General features: G+C 60.8%; 7 protein-coding genes and 2 pseudogenes. 6 read left to right on the top strand and 3 right to left on the bottom strand.

From position 1 onward, the window contains the following. The first annotated feature begins 10 nt into the window (after positions 1 to 10). From L0V05_RS07770 to L0V05_RS07755, 4 genes are all read left to right on the top strand, one after another. Complete coding sequence (locus L0V05_RS07770; RefSeq protein ID WP_234869547.1) at positions 11 to 826, top strand: hypothetical protein; 816 nt, start codon at positions 11 to 13, stop codon at positions 824 to 826. Then, positions 823 to 3612: a DUF1156 domain-containing protein gene (locus tag L0V05_RS07765; RefSeq protein ID WP_234869546.1), complete on the top strand. Its 2790-nt coding sequence runs from the start codon at positions 823 to 825 to the stop codon at positions 3610 to 3612. The genes L0V05_RS07770 and L0V05_RS07765 overlap by 4 nt, the downstream gene beginning before the upstream one ends. A 285-nt stretch (positions 3613 to 3897) precedes the next feature. Further along, positions 3898 to 7200 (top strand): DUF499 family protein, encoded by a 3303-nt coding sequence (locus L0V05_RS07760; protein ID WP_234869545.1) that lies wholly within the window; start codon positions 3898 to 3900, stop codon positions 7198 to 7200. A gap of 296 nt (positions 7201 to 7496) precedes the next feature. Then, entirely contained in the window at positions 7497 to 8213 is a 717-nt protein-coding gene (locus L0V05_RS07755; RefSeq protein WP_234869544.1) for a PEP-CTERM sorting domain-containing protein, read from the top strand. A 452-nt stretch (positions 8214 to 8665) separates the two neighbouring features. Here the strand turns inward: L0V05_RS07755 and L0V05_RS07750 are convergent. From L0V05_RS07750 to L0V05_RS07740, 3 genes and pseudogenes are all read right to left on the bottom strand, one after another. Next, a pseudogene (locus L0V05_RS07750) lies at positions 8666 to 9572 on the bottom strand (IS481 family transposase). A gap of 63 nt (positions 9573 to 9635) precedes the next feature. Continuing rightward, a pseudogene (locus L0V05_RS07745) lies at positions 9636 to 10797 on the bottom strand (IS3 family transposase). A gap of 678 nt (positions 10798 to 11475) precedes the next feature. Continuing rightward, positions 11476 to 11820: a hypothetical protein gene (locus L0V05_RS07740; RefSeq protein WP_234869543.1), complete on the bottom strand. Its 345-nt coding sequence runs from the start codon at positions 11818 to 11820 to the stop codon at positions 11476 to 11478. 363 nt (positions 11821 to 12183) lie between these two features. Between L0V05_RS07740 and L0V05_RS07735 the strand changes: the two genes are divergently transcribed. Then, positions 12184 to 14556: a hypothetical protein gene (locus L0V05_RS07735; protein WP_234869542.1), complete on the top strand. Its 2373-nt coding sequence runs from the start codon at positions 12184 to 12186 to the stop codon at positions 14554 to 14556. Beyond that, positions 14553 to 20492: a DEAD/DEAH box helicase gene (locus L0V05_RS07730; RefSeq protein ID WP_234869541.1), complete on the top strand. Its 5940-nt coding sequence runs from the start codon at positions 14553 to 14555 to the stop codon at positions 20490 to 20492. Before L0V05_RS07735 ends, L0V05_RS07730 begins: the two co-directional genes overlap by 4 nt. Positions 20493 to 20711: the final 219 nt, after the last annotated feature.

Genomic DNA, 20711 nt, shown 5'->3' with positions numbered 1-20711 from the left:
GGTCGAAAACATGCGTGATCAGATAATCGCGGCGCTTCAACAGGCCGGAAACCAACGACTTACCCGGAATAGCCTGTGGATGACTATTCCCGGCCTCGATGGCAGTCCAACCGATGCATACTGGGAAGCTGAACAGTCCCTCGTGGACGAGGGTCGAATTGAGCGGAGAAGGGGACGGAACGGTGGGATTCAGCTTCTGCCACCAGCTGAGGTAGCTGTTGAGGTTGTGCCTGCAGCGCAACCGCAACAAGCAGCGGAAGTGATGGAACAGGATCGAGAGATTGACCATTATGAGCCGGTGCTTAGGGAAATCCTGAATAACTGGACAGAGCAGCCCGGGTTCACCCATGTCTTCGGAGCTATCACTGGACAACAAGGTCGTAGACAGACGGGAGGCCGATGGAGTCGGCCAGACATCGTCCTTTGCACCGTTTCGGACTGGTTGTTCTCGTCGCGCCCGGAAGGAGACGTGCGCACGATTGAAGTGAAGCGTTTCGAGGTCACAGATGTCCTCGCCGTCTATGAAGCCTTGTCACACAAGGCGAGATCGCACTACGCGTACCTCTTGATCGTCGGCTTTCCGGCGCAACTTACCGAAGACCAACAGGCAGATTTCGAAAATCTTTTGGGAGTTGCTGGAAAGAACGGCGTCGGAGTGATTACAGCACCCGACAGTGGTGACTGGCGCACGTGGGAGTTCCAGCTTTATCCGACCCGCAGCGATGCGGATCACCAGGCAATCAACCAGCTGCTGTTGGACCAAGTGCCGCCCGGCGTTCGTGATGACTTTCGTGCGGCAATCAGAAGAATCGTTGTTCAAATATGACCCAACCCTACAAGAAGAAACTGATCGAAGTCGCCATCCCGCTTGAGGCCATCAACGCCGCCTCGGCGCGGGAGAAGTCGATCCGGCATGGGCATCCCAGCACGCTGCATCTGTGGTGGGCGCGGCGGCCGTTGGCGGCGTGTCGGGCGGTGCTCTTTGCGCAGCTGGTGGACGATCCCTCGAGTCACCCCGACCAGTTCCCCGCCCATGAGGATCAGGAGCGCGAGCGGCAGCGGCTGTTTGCCATCATCGAAGACCTGGTGAAGTGGGAGAACTCGACCAACGAAGAGGTGCTGGAACGCGCGCGGGCGGAAATCCGGCGGTCGTGCGGTGGAGTGCTGCCGCCGGTCTATGACCCGTTCTCGGGCGGCGGATCGATCCCGCTCGAGGCGCAGCGGCTGGGCCTGCCTGCCTATGGGTCCGACCTGAACCCGGTGGCGGTGATGATCGGTAAGGCGATGATCGAGATCCCGCCGAAGTTCAAGGACATGCCTCCCATCCACCCCGGCATCAAGGAGCGGTCGTTCTACCGCAACGCCGAAGGGCTGGCCGAGGATGTGAAATACTACGGCGAATGGATGCGCGAGAAGGCATGGGAGCGCATCGGGCATCTTTACCCGCAAGTGGACCTGCCGAAGGAGTATGGTGGCGGCAAGGCAACGGTGATCGCCTGGATCTGGGCGCGGACGGTGCCGAGCCCCGACCCGGCCTTTGCGGATGTCCATGTGCCGATTGCGTCGAGCTTCCTTCTGTCGTCCAAAGCCGGGAAAGAGGCATGGATCGAGCCTATCGTTGACCGGCAGGCCAAGACGATCACCTATCGTATCCGGCAGGGTGGGACGAAAGCCGAGCTTGAGGCGGCTAAAGAGGGAACGAAGGCCGGGCGCGGGGCAAACTTCCGCTGCCTGATCTCGGATACCGCGATCACAATGGAACACGTTCGGCGTGTTGCAAAGGATGGCTTGGGAGAGCAACTTATCGCAATTGTTGCAGAAGGTCCGCGAGAGCGGATTTTTGTTGCTCCAATCGCCGAACAGGTCGAAGCCGCCCGCGCTGCGAAGCCCTCATGGCGGCCAGAGATGACGATTTCGCCTGATCGCCGCGCGTTCACTCCTCCAGATTATGGAATGGAGACCTTCGGTGATCTTTTCACCGATCGGCAGCTAGTGGCGTTAAACACCTTCAGCGATCTTGTGCATGAGGCGCGGTCACAGATTGAGGCCAACGCATCCGCGACCCTTTCCGCCGATCCCACCGTGCTGCGCGACGGTGGCAAAGGCGCCAAAGCCTATGCCGAGGCAGTTAGTGTGTATTTGGCGTTTGGCGTCAGCAGATTGACTGACATTCAAAACTCACTTTGCAGATGGGAATCGTCGAAAACACAGGTCCGAAACCTTTTCGGTCGTCAGGCTATTCCCATGATGTGGGACTTTGGCGAAAACAACGTCTTTTGCGATGCTGCGGGAGACTACCGGACTAGTCTTGGAAGCATCGTTAAGGTGATTGAGCGATTTCACCCCAGTGGCGAAGGTATTGAGATCAACCACGACGCTCAAACCGTTGTCTACCCCGAAGGAGCGGTAATTTCTACTGATCCACCATACTATGACAATATAGGCTACGCTGATCTGTCAGATTTCTTCTTTTGTTGGCTAAAGCCAGCCCTCCGATCAGTATATCCTGATATCTTCAGTGTATTGGCTACTCCGAAGGCAGAGGAATTGATTGCTGCGCCCCACCGGCAAGGCGGGAGGGACGCAGCCGAAGTTTTCTTTCTGGACGGGATGCGCAGAGCAATCGCGAACATGGCTCACCAGTCCGCCAATGTTTTTCCTGCGGCGATCTACTATGCTTTCAAACAAAGTGAGGTCGCGAACGAAGGGATTAGTTCAACTGGTTGGGCGACGTTCCTGCAGGGGATTCTAGATGCCGGGTATTCAGTCGTAAGTACTTGGCCGATGCGAACAGAACTTGCGAACCGAATGAGGGGGCAGGAGAGTAACGCCCTCGCAAACTCCGTCGTCCTCGTCTGCCGCAAAAAGGAAGCCTCAGCCGAGGTCATCACCCGGGCCGAGTTCATCCGTGCCCTGAAACGCGAATTGCCACCGGCCATCGCCGAGCTTCAGGCTGCCAACATTGCCCCGGCCGACATGCCGCAATCGGCCATTGGCCCCGGCATGGGCGTCTTCTCGCGCTACAGGGCGGTGCTGGAATCCGATGACAGCCCGATGACGGTGAAGGCCGCGCTGCAGCTGATCAACCGCGAGCTCGACGAATACCTTGGCGGCATCCAGGGCGAGTTCGATGCCGACACCCGCTTTGCCATCACCTGGTTCGAACAGAACGGGCTGAAGGCTGGCGACTATGGCACAGCGAACAACATCGCCACCGCGCGCGGCATCTCGGTCGAAAGCGTGAAGCATGCCGGGATCGTGGAAAGCGCGGCCGGAAAGGTGCGCATCCTGAAGCGCGACGAGATGGATGCCGAGTGGGAGCCGGATGCCGATGGCCACCTGACCGTCTGGGAATGCTGCCAGCATCTGGTGCGTCTGCACGAGAAATACGGGATCGGCTATGAGGCGGCGGTGATGCTGAAGAAGTTCGGCTCCAAGGCGGATGACGTGCGCGACCTGGCCTATGTGCTTTACAACATCTGCGAAAAGCGGGGCGACGCGAAGGAGGCGACCGCCTACAACGCGCTGATCGCGGACTGGACGGACCTGACCCGTGAAGCCGCCACCGCGCCGCTGACGAACCGCAGCGGTCAGATGCGGATGGATGTGTGACATGACGGGAAGCTCGGCGCCAAAGTTCATGACTACTTGCTTCACCTGCGGGCGAGCTTTTCAGTTCGGGCCGCACCTCTATGCCGGCAAACACGTTCCGCGCTATAGCATCACAGTCTGTAGAGACTGCTATGACGCGAACTGGGATGGTTGGGCCCCGCAGTTCGAAGCCAAGATTCTGGCGCATCTCGAGAAGAACAACCTGCCAGCGCCAATACGAAATACTGATGGTTTGTTGCCCCGTGACTGAAGGCCAACTTCAGCAGAAAAGGTAGGATTGATCTGATGGCTAAGTCGACGCGCCAGTATGTGTTCGAGGGTATGGAGTTCATGCGCGACGGCCTGCATGGCTATGTCTTGCGGTCGCTGGAGAATGGCTTGGGGGCAAACTGGCCACAGAGGGTCATTGCCGATTTCCCTCAGTGGCGACCTGAGCAGAATGGCAAGTTCACACTGGATACTCAGAAGCTCTTGCAGATCATGGAGCGGTTCTGGAATGACTGCTTCCGGAACACGCTTGAGCGGACCCATCGATCCATCGTCAACGAGTTGGTCGATGTCCGCAACAAGCTGGCCCATGACGGCACATTCACCTACGACGATGCCGAGCGAGCCTTGGACAGCATGCGGCGGCTTCTGGAGGCCGTGAGTGCCAGTGAGGCGGCTGACAAGATTGCCGCCATGCGAGATACAATTTTACGCACCAAATTCACAGAGTTGCAGCGCAACGAGGAGCGTCGGAAGAGTCAGAAGCTGGACATCTCGGTCGACACAGTGGCCGGACTGTTGCCATGGCGCGAAGTGGTCGAGCCGCATCGTGATGTGGCGACCGGCGAGTTCCAGCAGGCCGAGTTTGCCGCCGACCTGGCCAAGGTCCACAATGGGAGTGCGCCGTCGGAGTATCGCAATCCGACGGAGTTCTTCTCGCGCACCTATCTGACGTCTGGCCTGTCGACCCTGCTGATCGGCGCGGCTAAGCGGCTGTCGGGCATCGGCGGGGATCCTGTTGTAGAGTTGCAGACCAACTTCGGCGGCGGCAAGACCCACTCAATGCTGGCGCTCTACCACATGGCGGGTGGCACGCCGGTCGAGGATCTGCCCGGGTTGGACCAGCTTTTGTCGCGTGAGGGGCTGACCGTTCCGGGCAAGGTCAACCGGGCGGTCCTGGTGGGCACCTCCTATGGGCCCTCGGATTCGGCAAAGCGACAGAAGGACTATGGCCGACCGATCCGCACGACCTGGGGGGAACTGGCGTTCCAGCTTGGCGGCGAAGCGGGTTACGCGCTGGTGGCCGAGAACGACGAGAACGGCATAGCGCCGGGTTCGAACCTGCTGGAAGACCTGTTCCGGCAATGCGCGCCGTCGCTGATCCTGATCGACGAATGGGTCGCCTACCTTCGACAGATCTACAAGGTTGAGGGGCTGCCCTCGGGGTCCTTCGACTCGAACCTGTCCTTCGTGCAGTCGCTGACCGAGGCGGTGAAGGCTAGCCCCGGCACACTGCTGGTGGCATCGCTGCCCGCATCGCAGATTGAAGTCGGCGGGGAAGGGGGCCAGGAGGCGCTGTCACGCCTGAAGCAGACCTTCAGCCGGGTCGAGACCGGCTGGCGCCCGGCCGACCAGGAAGAAAGCTACGAGATCGTCCGTCGGCGCCTGTTCAAGGAAATCCCCGGTGACAAGTTTCACCACAGGGACAACACGTTGAAGCAGTTCGCGAAGATGTATCGGGAGAGTCCTGAGTCATTTCCGCAAAACAGTGACGGCGAGGACTATCGCCGCAAGCTGGAAAAGGCCTATCCGATCCATCCGGAGCTTTTCGATCAGCTCTATACGAGCTGGGGATCGCTCGAGAAATTCCAGCGTACTCGTGGTGTGCTGCGGCTGATGGCGCAAGTGATCCACGAGTTGTGGATGAACAACGACCCGTCGGTGATGATCATGCCGGGCAGCGTCTCCATCAGCTCTGCAAGGGTTGAGCCTGAGCTACTGCATTACCTCGACGTGTCGTGGCAGTCGATCATCGCAGGGGATGTCGATGGGCCGAACTCCACTCCCTACCGGATTGACCAGTCTTCTCCCAACCTCAACCGATACTCGGCCACCAGACGAGTTGCGCGAGCGATCTTCATGGGGACCGCGCCGCTTTACAGCCAGGAGAATAGGGGCCTCGATGATCGCCGGATCAATCTTGGCGTCGTGCAGCCGGGAGAACGTCCCGCCATCTTTGGCGATGCCCTTCGACGGCTAGAGAATAACGCCCGGTTCATGCACGGCGATCTCGGTCGCTATTGGTATTCTATGTCGGCCAGCCTCAATCGCCTCGCGGCGGATCGGGCAGGGCAGATCGAGGAGCCAATGGTTCTGCTAGAAATTGACAAGGCCTTGTCAGTCTACATCAATGGTATTGGTGACCGCGGCTTCTTCGATGCCGTTCAGGTGGCACCAAGCAGCTCAGCCGATGTCCCTGATGAACCAGGCGGCGTGCGTGCGGTTGTGCTCGGCGTAGACCATCCCCACACGGGGCGCGACAGTTCTGACGCCCTGATCGAAGCGAAGAACATACTGCTGCAGCGGGGGGCAACGCCTCGGGTGTATCGGAACATGCTCGTCTTCCTCGCAGCAGAGTCACGACAGTTAGATGGGGTCAAAGAGGCGATGCGCTCGTTCTTGGCCTGGGCCGGTATCGTCAGGGATACAGACCGTTTGAATCTGACGCAGCGCGACAGCTTGCTTGCCAAGTCAAAAGTGGCTGAGGCGGCAGAAACGGTGAAGACGAGACTCAAGGAAGCCTGGTGTTACCTTCTCTATCCTGTGCAAGATGGTGCGCAGGCAGACTTGGAGTGGATCGCTTCGAAAGTGCCGGCGCAGGACGGTCTCTTATCTCGCGCCAGTAAGAAGTTGGCCAGTGACGAGGGCTTGCTCCCAGAGCTCGGACCAGCTCGTCTCGACCGCGAACTTCAGAAGTATATCTGGAATGGCAAGGATCACCTGCTTCTTCGAGATCTTTGGGAGTACTTGAACCGGTATATCTATCTGCCACGGGTCAAGGATCGAAATGTGCTCTTAAAGACAGTGCGGTCGTCGGTGGAGGCAATGGTTCCTGGCCCGTTCTCGTATGCGGAACGGTGGGACGACAAGGGCGGCCGGTACATCGGCTTGGTGCTCCAGAATGCGGCCAACGCACCGATTGTCATAGACGCAGACAGCGTCATCGTTAGGCCTGAGGTTGCAGAAAGGCAGGCCATCGAAACCACAGCAGCCATCGCTGCGTCATCGGAACCGGCACACATACAGTCCAATGCCGCGACCGAACAGAAAGTGCTTCGTTCCGCGGAGGGCGCCGTTCAGGTGGAGAGGGAGCCAACCAGGTTCATCGGGACTGTGTTGATTTCTGCCGATCGTCCTGCCCACGAAATGCGCCAGATCGTGGAAGCGATCATTGAACAGCTTACCGTTCTGCCGGACAGCGAGGTGACGCTAAAACTCGAGATCGATGCGGAAGTGCCGAATGGTCTTGATCGAAGCAAGGTCCGCACTTTGCTTGAGAACGCGAACACGCTGGGTTTCATCGACAAAGTAATCAAGTGAGCCGGAGCGTGACCGACATTTGCCGTCACGCGCTACCCGACGCGAGAAGCCGCAAGGCGGGGCATACTTGAGTACATCAAGTTGCGATACAACCCGCAGTGTAAGCAGAAGAACAACGGCATGGAGTCGCGCGTTGACATCGAAGTCAGGCAGCGGACACTGAATGAGGCGGGCGTCTAGGAAACTCGGGGCACCACAAAGCACCAAATTCTCTGGGTCGCGCTTTTCCTTGCCATTGGAGAATCACAAATGCCATGACACGTTCACGTTGTGATGAGTGTCAGGGAGATTGCTCAATGCGCTTTTTTGCGATTTTGGCGGCTGCATTCTTGGGAGGACAGGCGGAGGCAGCTACGCTGGTGACGGGGACGGCGACAGAGGTTCCATGCGGCCCCGACTATGAGACATATGATGGCAACGCCTATTGCTTGAGCAATGGCGAATACCTCTGGTCAAACAGCATGTCGTATCCGGATGGCTTCACTTATGTGCACGACGACAGCGGGGCCTTTACAACATTCTTGACCAGAAAGGATGGCAGGGCGTTCACCATCACTTCTGCCGAACTGTGGTTCCAGAACTACATCTGGCGAAGTTCAGATGATGCTCAACCGCCCAACGATGACGAAGGTATCGCCCTTAAGACTTGGGCGATGGCATCAAAACCGTACGAAGTTACGCTTAAGGTGCTTGGGTATGACGACTGGGGTGATTTGACGGCCCTTGATGAGGTCTCGAGCAAGGGAGGAATTGTCAACTACACTTTTGGATCGGACTTCAGAGATGTGAATCTGGTGGTATTCATGCTCGATATGCCACTCTTTGATCACTACTTTGACTTTTACGACGCTCTCGAACCTGGCCAAGAGTGGTGTGGAGACTGGTGCGGAGGTGTTATTGTATGGTCTCTAGAAGGAGAAGGTCCCGCCCAGGTTCCACTGCCAGCCAGCTTGCCACTTCTGGCCGGGGCGCTTTGCCTTGGGTTTGCGCTTCGCCGGCGGGACCTTCTCTAGACTGTTGCAGTGTACTCAGGCCAGCCCACAGGGCTGGCCGGCGCGCCAATCGAATCTGAGCGAAATCCGACTGCCGATAGCAAAGATTTTTGCATTGCTGAAGCCACAACACTGGCGGAAGTTGGGGCAAGTGCAATGCTGACCCGCAGTGCAGACTGTTTGAATTTGAAGGTTCAGATGTTCGGATGCTAACGGGCTTATCATTGTTTATCACTCGTGACCGGCCACGGGATTGTTTCTGCACCTGCGACCAGAGCGCGTCCCAAGATGCTGTGAGGCCTAACCTTTGACCGCCAAGGCCCGGAGTTTTCCGGTTCTGATCACGATGACGGGCTGGTTGCGCCGCCGATCGCCTGCGCCTTGAAAACTGGTCGTCCATGTCGTGAGGCTTTCGAGCCATTTGGAAGACGAAGAATTGCCCCAGAAGAAGCGCAAGCCCGAGGGAATCGTCACTAGGTGTTCAGTCCCGGCATCTGGTGGATCGGATCGAGGATGAAACGATCCGGCCCTGATGTCCAGATTTTGGAGATGTATTCGTAGGGCGTGAGGCCGCCGAGGGTCTTTGAGGCGCCTGGCGAAGTTGTGGGCTGCCAGGAAGTCGGCGAGATGAGTACGCAACTGATCGTGGTTTTCGTAGTGGAACCGTTTCACGGTCGCTTCCTTGATCGTCCGGTTCATCCGCTCCACCTGGCCATTGGTCCACGGATGGTTGGGCTTGGTGAGTCTGTGCTCGATGCCGTTCGCCTCGCAGATCATGTCGAAGCGCATTGGCCGGGAGTAGATGGTGTTCCGGTTCCGCAGCTGCTCTGCGAACTGAATGCCATTGTCGGTAAGAACCGTGTGGACTTGGTAGGGTACGGCTTCGAGCATGTGCTGCAGGAACTCCCAGGCTGTCTTTCTGTCCGCTGTCGCAACCAGTTGGGCGACAGCGAACTCGGACGTCCGGTCGATTCCCACAAAGAGAAAGAGCTTTCCTTCGGCGGTCTGCACCTCGGCAATGTCGATGTGGAAGAAGCCGATGGGGTACCGCTTGAACTTCTGCCGCCCGGGCTTGTCACCCTCCACATCCGGCAGACGCGAGATGCCGTGCCGTTGCAGGCACCGATGCAGTGCTCACCGCGTGAGGTGCGGAATCGAGGGCTGCAAAGCATAGAGGCAGTCGTCCAGCGGCAGCAGTGTGTGCCTTCGAAAGGCGACGACCGCTGCCTCCTCTTCCTCGGTCAGCACTGTCGACCGCGGTTCCTTCGGCCCGGTCTTCATGTCCTCGACCGCCGCACGTTTGCGCCACTTCGCTACCGTCTTGGGGTTGATGCCCAGTTCTCGGCTCAGCTGCGCGAGCGAAGCTTGCGATCGCTGTATTGCTGCTCTGACGGCGTGCGTGGTTGAGCTACTCCCCGATCCTTGGACAGATTTCCGGCTGACTTAAGCTACTGCCTGCGCCTGCGGATCGGTTTCGATGGTGTTGAAGTAGACTACGGCGGGCGGCTGTCCACCATGGGCGGTGTGTGGGCGATGGTGGTTGTAGAAGGTGATCCAGCGCCCGATGCCTGCCTTGGCCTGTGTCCCCGTCTCCCTCGCATGCAGGTAGACGCATTCATACTTCAGGGATCGCCAGTGGCGTTCGATGAAGATGTTGTCGAGGGTGAGGCCATCGCCGAACGCCCTTGCCGTCCATCGAGATCCGGGTGCCGATACGCTTTAACCGGTCGGTCCAGGCGAAGGATGTGAACTGGCTGCCCTGATCGGTGTTCATGATCTCGGGCGGGCCAAACTTGTGGACTGCCTCGTTCAGCGCCTCGATGCAGAAGTCGGCCTCAAGCGTGTTCGAGATACGCCAGGCCAGAACCTTGCGGGTGAACCAGTCCATGACGGCGACCAGATAGAGGAAGCCGCGGCGCATGGGCAGGTAGGTGATGTCGGCGCACCAGACCTGGTTGGGCCGCTCCACCCTTAGCCCACCCAGCAGATAGGGGTAGGTCTTGTGCCCATTCGCAGGCCGGCTGGTGTCGGGCTTCTGGTAGATCGGCATCAGGCGCATGAGCCGCATCAGTCGCCGGATGCGCTTGCAGTTCACAGCATGGCCCTCGTTCTGCAAGTGCCACGTCATCTGCCGCACGCCATAGAAAGGGGTTTCCAGGAACTGCTTGTCGATCAGCAGCATGAGGTCGAGGTTCATCACCGTCTCGCCCCGTGGCGCGTAGTAGAACGATGACCGCGAGATCGACAGCAGACGGCATTGCGCCCCGACCGACAGGCTTGGGTGGTTCTTCTCGACCATCCCGCGCATCACTTCCCGATCCAAGGCTTGAGCTTTCTGGACAAAAAATCGTTGGCCACGGCCAGTTCTCCGATCTTGGCGTGCAGGTCGCGGACCGTTTCTTCGGCAACCTCCGCCGCCATAGCGGCCTTACCACCGCGTTCGAAGATGCCTGTGGCACCCGCCAGCAGCGACGCTTCCATTGGTGGATCATCGTCGGATGCACGCCATATTCGGCGCCAGATCCGACACCGTGCGCTCTCCCTTCACGGCCTCCAGCGCCACACGCGCCTTGAATGCTGCGTCGTGGTTCCTGCGCTTCGACATGTCCTGATCTCCTCGTGCTTGGAGACCAGCAGACTTCAGATCGTAGCTTCCGTCACTGTCCGATTTTGGGGGAGTAGCTCACCCGAGCTGGCTAGATGATAGCCGTGTCAGCAAGCGTCAGCGCCAGTTCAGTCGCTTTGCAGCGATAGAGGTCCGTGAGAATTGGGCACTGACGCACAGACGAAGGTGCGGGCGCATTAAGTTCACGATCGAGTTCAGCGATTCATGCGTCGAGGTATTCCAACTGCGCCTTGATTCCCCAGCTCCGGAGACGCTCAGCAATTCCATGATAGAGACCGTCGAGTTTGTGCTGCGCGGTTGATTGCTCCGCCAAAGCCCACTGAGGTTGAATTATGTTCTGCAGAGAAGGTCGAGCGCGGACTATTTCAGAAGGGTTCTAATCCAGAGGGCGAAGTATAAAGCAGCAGATATTGCCTTGAAGTTGTGCAGATTGTGCGCAACGATCTGACAAAGATGAATATTTTACGCGGTGATTTCGTGAACTGTCGAGCATCCGACTTTCTTCTTTTCCAACAGCTGAAACGTGCCGAAGCCCCCCCATTCCTTGGTCTGCTCTCTCTGAGCGAGCAATCACGCGAGGAGGCCCTTTCGCGAGTACGCACCTTTCTGGGTGGCAGGGCACAAGCCATTCCGGGGTTGTTCCACGCGCATGGATACCTAGCGGGGTGGGCAGTGACCCATGCGCTGAATGACAGTTACGGCGGCAATGACCTGCGCATCTACGCGCATCTGGAAGATGTGCTGGGCGTGCGGCTTGGAACGCCAGCGGTGAGGGAGGGCTTGCATCGGAGCTTTCTGGCCCTGTGTGACAGGCTGGGCTTGCCCAGCCGGGGGCTGGAACGGATGGTGGACCTTTATCTTCTGCATGCGGGGGTGCCGCGGGCACATGTGCAGCAGCTTATCGAAGCGTTCCAGCGCCAGCATGACCTGTTCGGTGCGCCGCCGGTGGATTCCTCGACGTTGCTGAACCGATGGGAAGACGATGCGCTGGAGTTCCTGCATCCCACGGTCATCACTCCCCGGCGGTCGATCCTTTGGGATGAAACGGCCTGGCACGCCCGGCTTTATGCGCGGGTTGCGGCAAATCCGACTGGATTTCTGGCAAAAAGCCCGTTCGAAAGTTACTTTGCCGAATGCTTTGACCGGGCCGGAAAAGAGCGTGCCCGCGTTGGGTTGGCCGCGGCCCTTCCGCCCCGTCCGCGGCTGGTCTGGGACGCCGACGGGCTGGCCTTGCGGCTGCCTCGCGCAAACGGGCGGATCGCCGTGCAGATGGATGATGCGGCTCGGCCTCTGCGGCTGAAAGGGGGCGAGGACTGGGCGCTGGAGCAACCCTGGCCCAAGCGTTTGTCGGGGCTGATCGACGGAATGCCCTTTGCGCTGGAGTTTCTGGCCGATGACGGCCACTTTGCTGTGTTCGACCTAACGGTTGGCCAGTTCCTGTGGGAAGGTGCGGCCAATGGCCTCCGCGATCTGATGTTGGATACATCCGAGGCACTTGTTGCAGCGCGGCGCCCCTTTACGCTGGACAATCTGGAGTCGGTGCCCCTTGGCGACGGCTGTTTTCTGCAGCGCGCATTGCTAGACCAGAGGCCGAAGGTTCTGCGGATCGGCGGACAAAGCATGACGCTGGCGACCCGGCCGCGCCGCCGCTTGGGGTTGACCGGCGGAGTGATCGCCATTGGCCGGCAGGGGCGACTGTTCGGACCGCACGCAGTGGTCAGGGTCGAGACCGGGTTGCAGACCAACGAAACTCGGCGCATGCGCATGCGCGTGGCCGGCGTAGAAACGGTGATCGACGTCGCTGTGACAGAGGGCCTTGGTGAATGCGCTTTGGCCGATTTCCTGCCGCCCGGCCTTCCCTCGAGGCCGGCGCGACTACGGTTGGAACTTCTGGCGCCCGACAGGGAAGCGCGGTCAGCCGGCATCACCTTTGGCGCGTTTGTCTGGCCAGGGTTTGAATGTGCGCGGGGGCTGGACCTGATTTGCTCTGCAGCGCCATCCAACTTTCTGCCTTCGCATTCCCAGCATGTCACGTCCTTTGAGGGCGGCCTGCAGCTTGATCCCAAGGGGGGCTACGCTCATGCCACCGCCGCCTTCGGGATCGAGGGGGAGGTCGTGCCGTTCCACCTCGTTTGGCCCGACATCAGTCTGCAGCGCCTGCGGTCGGATGGGGCAGTCAGCCCGGTGCCTTTGGGCGCCCGCATTGGCGTAGGTGCGGAAGATAGGTTCGGCCATGTCTCGATTCGGTGCCCGGATCGCGGGGCGGCCTTGCGGGTTGGGGCGCGGCACGAAGCCCAGCCTTTTGCATTGGGGATGACCCGCAATATCGCGATTTCAGAGCTTGTGGGGCGGAACGCTGCAGTTGTGCTGCGACGGTCGAACGGGGCCGAGGTGGTGCTGTTCGAGGTCGTAGACGCACTTCAGCCCGCGCGGTTTGATCTGCGACTAGTCCGGGTTGGGGTGCAAGCCACCTTTGCCATTAGCACGGCCATTGATGCTGTTGCGGTCGAGGCCGAGGACGAGATGGGCAAGCGAAGCTTTCACGAGATCGCCCTGGGGAGACGGCCCGTACGCCGGGCGGCGTCCGAGTGGCTGCGTGCCGAGCTATCTGGCACTGACGCCCGCGACGTGACGCTCACCATCGCCCAGCAGCCAGCCAATCAAGGACTGATGATCGGGAAGATTTTCGTGCGGCCAGACATCGCTAACCCGGATCTTGGATGGCGTCCCCTACGGAACGGAAGGGGCGATACCTATGCCTTGCCGCTGACAGCTTCGCACAGCCTGTCTGATGCGCCAGTCGATTTCATCCAGACCCGGTTTGAGACACTGTGCCGCTGGCTTTCGGATTGTTATGCGGTGGACTGCTGGCTGGACCATGGTTTGGAACGCAGCCTGCTGCCTCGATGGCGTAAGCTGGGAGCTATGATAGCAGGCCTGCCCCTATCGAGTGGGCTTCTCATGCGGGCGGCGCTTTTGCCGATGCCGGGGGAAACTTCGCCAAGCTGGGTGCCGATGGTGCACCCGGTGGAGATCGATCCCGGGCTGTATTCTGCCCTGCCGGCTGCGTTTGATGCTTTGGCCGATCAGACCGATGATGGGCTGAGAGCAGGTTCCATGCTGAGTGCGTTTTCGCGGGAACGCCTGCGCGAGGGGTTGTTGCATGCGCAGGCGCTGATTGCCTTTGCTAATGCCACCGAAGCTGAACGGAACGCCGAAACGGTGCTGGCGGGCTTTCGGCCTGAACGCTTCTTCAAGCTTTTTGCGCCGCTGGATACCGATGCCGGAGCGGGATGGTTCTGGCATGGCACACCGATCATGGGCCCGGCCCATCTGCGGGCCGCACAGCTACGCATGCTGGAGAGATTCGAGGCGGCCAATGTGTTGTTCGATTCACCGAGCGAGAGCGGCGGCAACAGCCGGCGCGCGGAAGCCTTGTCGACCCTTGCCCTTCACGTGCTGGCTCAGTGTCCGCCCGTATGGCGCCCGCCCATGCCAAAGCGCCGACCCGAAGATGACCGTCCTCATGCGATCGATTTGGCCGTTGCGGCCACCCTTTCCGAGTTCGCCCGCGCCAGCCGGACAGGATCAGCCAGGCAGTTCATCGATACCCTAGCCACTACCCTGAGCTGGCGACCGGGCGATGTATTGGCATCCGTCGGGTTCCTACTGCGACTCGCACCCGAATTGTTCTTCTATTTCCTTCTTGTCTGGCAGCTGGCCAAGGTACGTCCATGACCCACGAACTCGACCCATTACTGTTCAAGGACCGGCTGCGTGAAACGCTTGCCCGCTATACCTCGACTGCCGCGGGGGTTTCGGCGGCCCGGGCGCCGCTTTTGTCGCAGCGCGTGGCGGCAACGATTGCGGCGGCCGATCTGGTGAAGGGCCCATTTGTGGAAAGCCTGCCGGATTTCGAAAAGGGCGCTTCGATCCGCCGGATGGTGCAGGACGGGCGGCTGCACAAGGGCTGGATGGCGCTAGAGGGCAGCGACAGTGGGCGCGCCCTGATGGACCGACCGTTGCATCTGCATCAGGCGGCGACCATCGGGCTGGAAGAAAACTATCTGGTGGCCACGGGAACCGGTTCGGGCAAGACGGAATCCTTCCTGTTTCCGCTGGTCGACAGCTTGCTGCGCGACCCTGATCTGGCGCGCCCCGGGGTTCGGGCCGTTCTGGTCTATCCGCTGAACGCGCTGGCCAATGACCAGATGCACCGCATCTCGCGACTGCTGTTTGCTGATCTGAAGGACCCCGGCATCACGCTGGGCCGATACACCGGTCAAGTCCGGTCGAATGAGATACGCAGCGACGTTGAAAACGACCTGGTGCAAAGCCCGTCGTTCCAAGCGAATTTTCCCGATGCGGCCCGCGTTCCGGCCAGCTGGCTGTTGTCGCGGCAAGAGATGCTGGACACGCCACCGCATATCCTGATTACGAACTATGCCATGCTGGAGCACATCCTGCTTCTGCCGCGCAACCGCCGGCTTCTGGAAGAGGCCGACCTGAAATGGATCGTGCTGGATGAAGTGCACACATATACCGGGGCGCAGGCCATCGAGGTGGCATTTCTGCTGCGCAAGCTGAAAACCCAGCTGGGACTGGCCCCGGGGCGGCTGCGTTGCGTGGGTACCTCGGCCAGCCTTGATCCGGCACGGCGCGATGAACTGGCGCGCTTTGCCGAAAACCTTTTCGGCGAACCCTTTCCCAGCGGGGATGCCGCGGTCATCACGTCAGCGCGGCGGCTGCACCCGCAGCTGATCGAAGGCGATGCAGCCCATGGGTTTGACGCGAAGACCTGGGTGCAGATCGGCGAGGTAATTGCCCAGCTACGCGCCGCGAACCTTTTTTCCGATGAGAATGCCGAACATCAAGTGGGCGAATGGAACGCCGCCATGGAGGCGGCGGGGATCGACGCGCTGCGGCTGGAAGGCCAGCATCTGGGCGAGGCGCTAATTCATGCACTATCTGGATTGGCCGAGGTTAGGCAGGTGGCACGGGCATTAATGTGCCGGTCTCTGCCGTTCGACGGATTGGCGCGAACGATCTTTGGCGACGATTCGGGGCTTGCCCACCAGGCCTTGACCGCGCTGATTGCTGCCGGTGTTCTGGCCAAGCCCGCTATACTAGGCGCCTTTCCGCTTTTGCCGGCGCGCTATCACCTGGCGGCATCGGGCGTGGAGGGCCTTGCACTGACGCTGTCAGCTGAAAATCCCGAGCATTGGGACGGGATGCCAGTCGTGCATCGTGCCGGAACGCATGTGGATGGCGTTCCGGCCTATCCGCTTCTGGTCTGTCGCAACTGTGGCGAGCCCTATGTCGAGGGATGGGATGATGGCCATGCTCTGCATCCCCGGCCCGATTTGGCGCAGCGAGGTACGCGCCGCGTGTTGCGGCTGGTCGGCGCGGGTCAGAGCGCGTTTGAGGACGATGCCGAAGAGGTTGAGGCCGCCGGGGCCGAGGCGGTGGAGCTGTTCTGGTTCGATCCTAAGACCGGCGACCTGATAGACGGGCCCGCGGATGGTCTGCTGGGGCTGCAAGAGGCCGAGATGGTGCAGGACACCGAGGAGCGGCGCAGCTATGTGAAGCGATGCCTATCTTGCGGGCAAAGGGGTGGCCGCTATGCTGAGCCGGTGACGGCGATCAACCCCGGTGACGATGCGCTGGCTGCGGTCGCTGCACAGACGCTGATCGAAGCCCTGCCACCGCCGGCCAACCGCGAGTCGGACGCGCCGATGAAGGGGCGCAACCTGCTGGTTTTTGCCGACAACCGTCAGGATGCGGCATTCTTCGCCCCATTCTTCGAACGCACTGCCCGGGATCAGGCCCTGCGCGCTGCGATGGTCGAGGCGCTGAAGCGGGCCGAGGACGAGAAGCTGGATCTGGAAGGGCTGAAGGAAGGGGTATGGCGGGCCATGCGGCGTGAGGGATTCCGGCTTTACGACCGGCGCAACCCCGATCCCCTGGGCAGCACGGCGGTGAAGGACAGGCTGATGGCGCTGATTGCCGGCGAATTGTGTGACGGCGCCCTGCGGCTTTCGCTGGAAACGCTGGGCCTGATGGAGGTGCAGTATCACGGTGAGGATCAGGTGGTGCGCAGCGTGGCCCAAGCCCTGCCCGAAGGCCGGCGGCACCTTGCCGCGCCACTGGTGCGGTTCCTGCTGGATCAGATCCGCTATTCCCGCGCGATCAACGATCTGGGTGGGGTGATTGACCTGACGGATGAAACCCTTTGGGGCGAGGGCAAGGCCAGCGGTGACATTTCCTGGGCCGAAGTCCGGGTGAAGGCGTCGCGCCGGTTGCACACGCTGATGCCAGCGCCAAACGCGCAGAACCGTATCAGCTGGCTTATGGGCCAGAAGCTGGGTTTTTCGCCCGATCAGATCGGCACCGCGATGCGCGCCTTCTGGCAGGCGGCCACGCGGCCCGGCTCGGGCCTTCTGAAACCGGGAGGTCATGGTCATGTGCTAAACTTGGCGGCATTGCGGTTCGTTCCGGCACCTGCTGGCAGCCTGTATCGCTGCCACAGTTGCGGGGCGGTCGCGCATGTCGATCTGGAAGGCCAGTGCACCGCGTGGCGCTGCGCCGGCGAGGTGGAGAAGGTATCGCGCGAGGCGCGCGCGGTTGCTGAAAGTTCGAACCACTATCTTGAGCGCTATCGCGCGCGACCGCAAAGCGCTATCGCCCGCGAACATACCGCTGCCATCGGCGTATCGGAACGGGCCGAGATCGAAGAGCGATTCCGGCGGGGTGAGGTGAACCTGCTTAGCTGCACCACCACGATGGAAATGGGGGTTGATCTGGGCGATCTTGAGGCCGTGTTCTGCCGCAACGTTCCGCCGGGTATCGCGAATTACCAGCAGCGTGCGGGCCGTGCCGGTCGACGGGCACAAGTCGCGCCGATTGCCCTGATGCTGGCGCGGGGAAGCCGGTATGACCAGTCTAGTTTCCGCAACCTGCAATCCTATCTGGAGGCGCTGCCGGCGCCGCCCTACCTGACCCTAGAAAACCCCGACTTCTTCCGCCGTCACCAGGTGTCCATAATCCTGTCGGGCTGGCTGGAGCATCGCCTTGCTGGTTCCACCAAGACAGGCGCGCCGCAGTTGCGCGACATTCTCGGCGAAAATCTGGACCATGCGCGCGAAGCCGCCATTCTGGCCGATCTGCGATCCTGGCTGGCGTCGGATGCGGGCAAGGCGGCGCTAGCATCTGCCGATGCTCTGGCGGGAACGCTTCCCGGTTCGCTGGCGTCGGTCGCCCTGCGCGGGGCCGATCTGGCGGCGCATTTCCTGCAGAAGGTGGAAGGATTTGTCGCCGTAATCGCCGGGCGCTGGCGCGGGATACACGAGGGCTATGAACAGGCCATGGCTGCGCATCATGCGGCCACGACTGATGCGGAAGCCCAGAAGGCGCTAAGACGGGCAAACGGCCGGATGCGCGACAAGAAGCTGTATCTGGACCGGTTTGTGGTCGAGGCGATGTCGCGCGCAGCCGTGATCCCGACCTATAGCTTCCCAGTTCATTCCATTCATCTGGAAATCGTGACCGATCAACAGTCGCACGGCGATCAGGGCCGAGCGCTGCAACTGGACAGGGATGCCAGCCTTGCCATCGCGGAATATGCTCCTGGGGCTGAGGTGGTGGCGGGGGGCCGCATCTGGACCAGCGAAGGCATCGCCCGCAAGGCTGCGATCGGCGGCGGGGATGCTTGGACCGAAAAGGGCTATTACCGCATCTGCCCTTCCTGCAACCATGTGCAAATTCACGACGACCGCGAGGGCTTCGAGGAAAGTTGCCCGCAATGCGGGGCTGGCCAGCAAGGGCTGAAGGCGCGCTTCATCGAACCCTTCGGATTCCTTACATCCTACACCGGGCGCATGGGCCGTGACCCCGGTTCATCGCGCCTGCGTGTCCGACCGGTGGATGAGGCGCGGTTGCTGACCCGCGCGATGGAAGAGGACTTCCGACCGTCCGACCTGAATGGTGTGATGAGCTTTTTCGCCCCGGCAGTACCACGCAGCAGGGAAAAGCCGGGGCAGATGTTCATCGTGAACCGTGGTCCGCAGGGCAGGGGCTATCTGTGCTGTCCGCGCTGCGAGTTCGCCATGCCCGCCCCGCGTGATCTGGCACATGGGGCCGAGGTGCAGAAGCGCCACAACAATCCACGCAGCGGCGAGACCTGCCAGGTGGACAAGCTGGGCTGGCCCGTCGATCTGGCCCACATCTTCGAAACCGACCTGCGGGCGATCCGCTTTTCGACCCCCTTGCCCGATTTTGGGCGTAAGAAGGAAAGTGAAACCCGCGAGGCACGCGAAGGCTTTGTCCGCACGCTGTCAGAGGCGCTGAGGCTGGCGGCGACCGACCTGTTGGAGACGGACCCGCGCGATATCCGCGCCACGGCCGAGATTCCGTCCGGGCAGCCGTCGGTCATCCTGTCCGACGCCGTGCCGGGCGGGGCTGGCTATTGCCGCCGCCTTCTGGCCGATGATGAGCCACGCTTTTCCGCGCGCGCCGTGATCGGGCGGGCCTTGCAGATCCTGGAATGCCCGAGCGGCGATGCCTGCGAGACAAGTTGCCCGCACTGCCTGAACGATTTTTCCAACCAGCAGCACTGGGACAAGCTGAACCGGCACCCAGTGCGAGCCTGGCTTACGGGCGTGCTGGCCCAGACGCAACCCCGGCCCCCGTTTGCGCCGGCGGATGTGGTGCCGATTGCCAATACCGCGGCCGAAACACTTGGCCTGCGTCTGCAGGGGGCCAGCCTAATCATTCTTGCTGCGCAACAGCTTTGGGGCGCGCAGGGGCATGAACAGGCGGCCGCAAGTCTGCGGGCCTTGCGCCGTTGGCTGGACGATGATCGAACGAGGAAGCTCTATTACCTGCTTCCGGAGACGGCCGATATGGCCGGGGCCGAAGCCACGGGGCTGGACCGGCGCCTGGTGGACGGATTGGTGGAGTATGAGCGCAATGCACAGATCGAGGTTCATCTTACCCGTGCCGATCGGCTTGCCGCAGCACCGCGGCTGACGGTGGTCAAGACCGATGCGGTAGAGGAATTTTGGGCCGAGGCCGATGCAGCCCCTGTGCTGGAAGGGCCATTGGCGGGCGTGTCGCATTTCGGGCGCAGGGCTGTGACGGAAAGCTGGATAGGGTGCAACATCCGTGAGCTTTCGTTGCGAAAGGGCGTGCTGGAGGCCTTCAACGCCCGAATCCGCCGCTTTGACTATCGTCCCGGCACGCAGCGAAATCTTGCTCCCGTTTTCGAGGCGATTTCCGGCCGGCAAGTGGATCTGCACATCGAAGACCCTTGGTGCCTTGCGCGCCCACCGCAGCGCGAACGACTGGAGGCCTTTCTTGACATGCTGAAGAGGCAGGGAGTGCAGGTGAGCCGCCTGACGCTGGTGTGGGAACCTGACAACACACCCGACCTGCCGCTACGCGATCAGATCGCTGAGGCCGAGCGGCTGCTTGGCAGGAAAGGGTTGTTTGCCCAACTGCGCCCCGAGCCCTCAGACCGCAACCGCCGCCGCCATTTCCATGATCGGTTTGTGGAAGCCGCCACAGTGGATGCGCTGGCCCCGCTCAAGGCGCGGTTCGACATCACCGCCGGGATCGACAACCTGATGGCGCTGCAGAAGGAATGCGCTGTCTTCCTTACGCTTGAGCGCCTTTAGTCGTCGGGCAACTTGAACCGCGCCTTGTTTGCCGTAGGGGCCAACTTTTTGGTCGGTTCGAGGGAAATGAGCATGCTCACGGATGGATTTTTCCGTGGAGTGCGCGAACGCGCCGTACAGCTAGTCCGCGACAAAGCGGGTCAGCGTGACCGGCCTCGGCGCTACTCCGGGATCATTCCAGATGTAGGCGATCTGTATCAGGCATGAAGCTCACAAAAT

The organism is Alitabrizicola rongguiensis (genome assembly GCF_021491355.1).
In the GTDB taxonomy this organism is placed as follows: Bacteria; Pseudomonadota; Alphaproteobacteria; order Rhodobacterales; family Rhodobacteraceae; genus Aliitabrizicola; species Aliitabrizicola rongguiensis.
Note: the sequence above shows the minus strand (reverse complement) of the source record. Positions and strands in the feature narration are given on the sequence as shown.

What these genes read in the sequence shown, in the direction of transcription:
- L0V05_RS07770 (WP_234869547.1), top strand. Translation starts at nt 11, where the DNA reads ATGCGTGATCAGATAATCGCGGCGCTTCAACAGGCCGGAAACCAACGA.
- L0V05_RS07765 (WP_234869546.1), top strand. Translation starts at nt 823, where the DNA reads ATGACCCAACCCTACAAGAAGAAACTGATCGAAGTCGCCATCCCGCTT.
- L0V05_RS07760 (WP_234869545.1), top strand. Translation starts at nt 3,898, where the DNA reads ATGGCTAAGTCGACGCGCCAGTATGTGTTCGAGGGTATGGAGTTCATG.
- L0V05_RS07755 (WP_234869544.1), top strand. Translation starts at nt 7,497, where the DNA reads ATGCGCTTTTTTGCGATTTTGGCGGCTGCATTCTTGGGAGGACAGGCG.
- L0V05_RS07740 (WP_234869543.1), bottom strand. Translation starts at nt 11,820, where the DNA reads ATGCAGGAACTCCAGCGCATCGTCTTCCCATCGGTTCAGCAACGTCGA.
- L0V05_RS07735 (WP_234869542.1), top strand. Translation starts at nt 12,184, where the DNA reads ATGCCCTTTGCGCTGGAGTTTCTGGCCGATGACGGCCACTTTGCTGTG.
- L0V05_RS07730 (WP_234869541.1), top strand. Translation starts at nt 14,553, where the DNA reads ATGACCCACGAACTCGACCCATTACTGTTCAAGGACCGGCTGCGTGAA.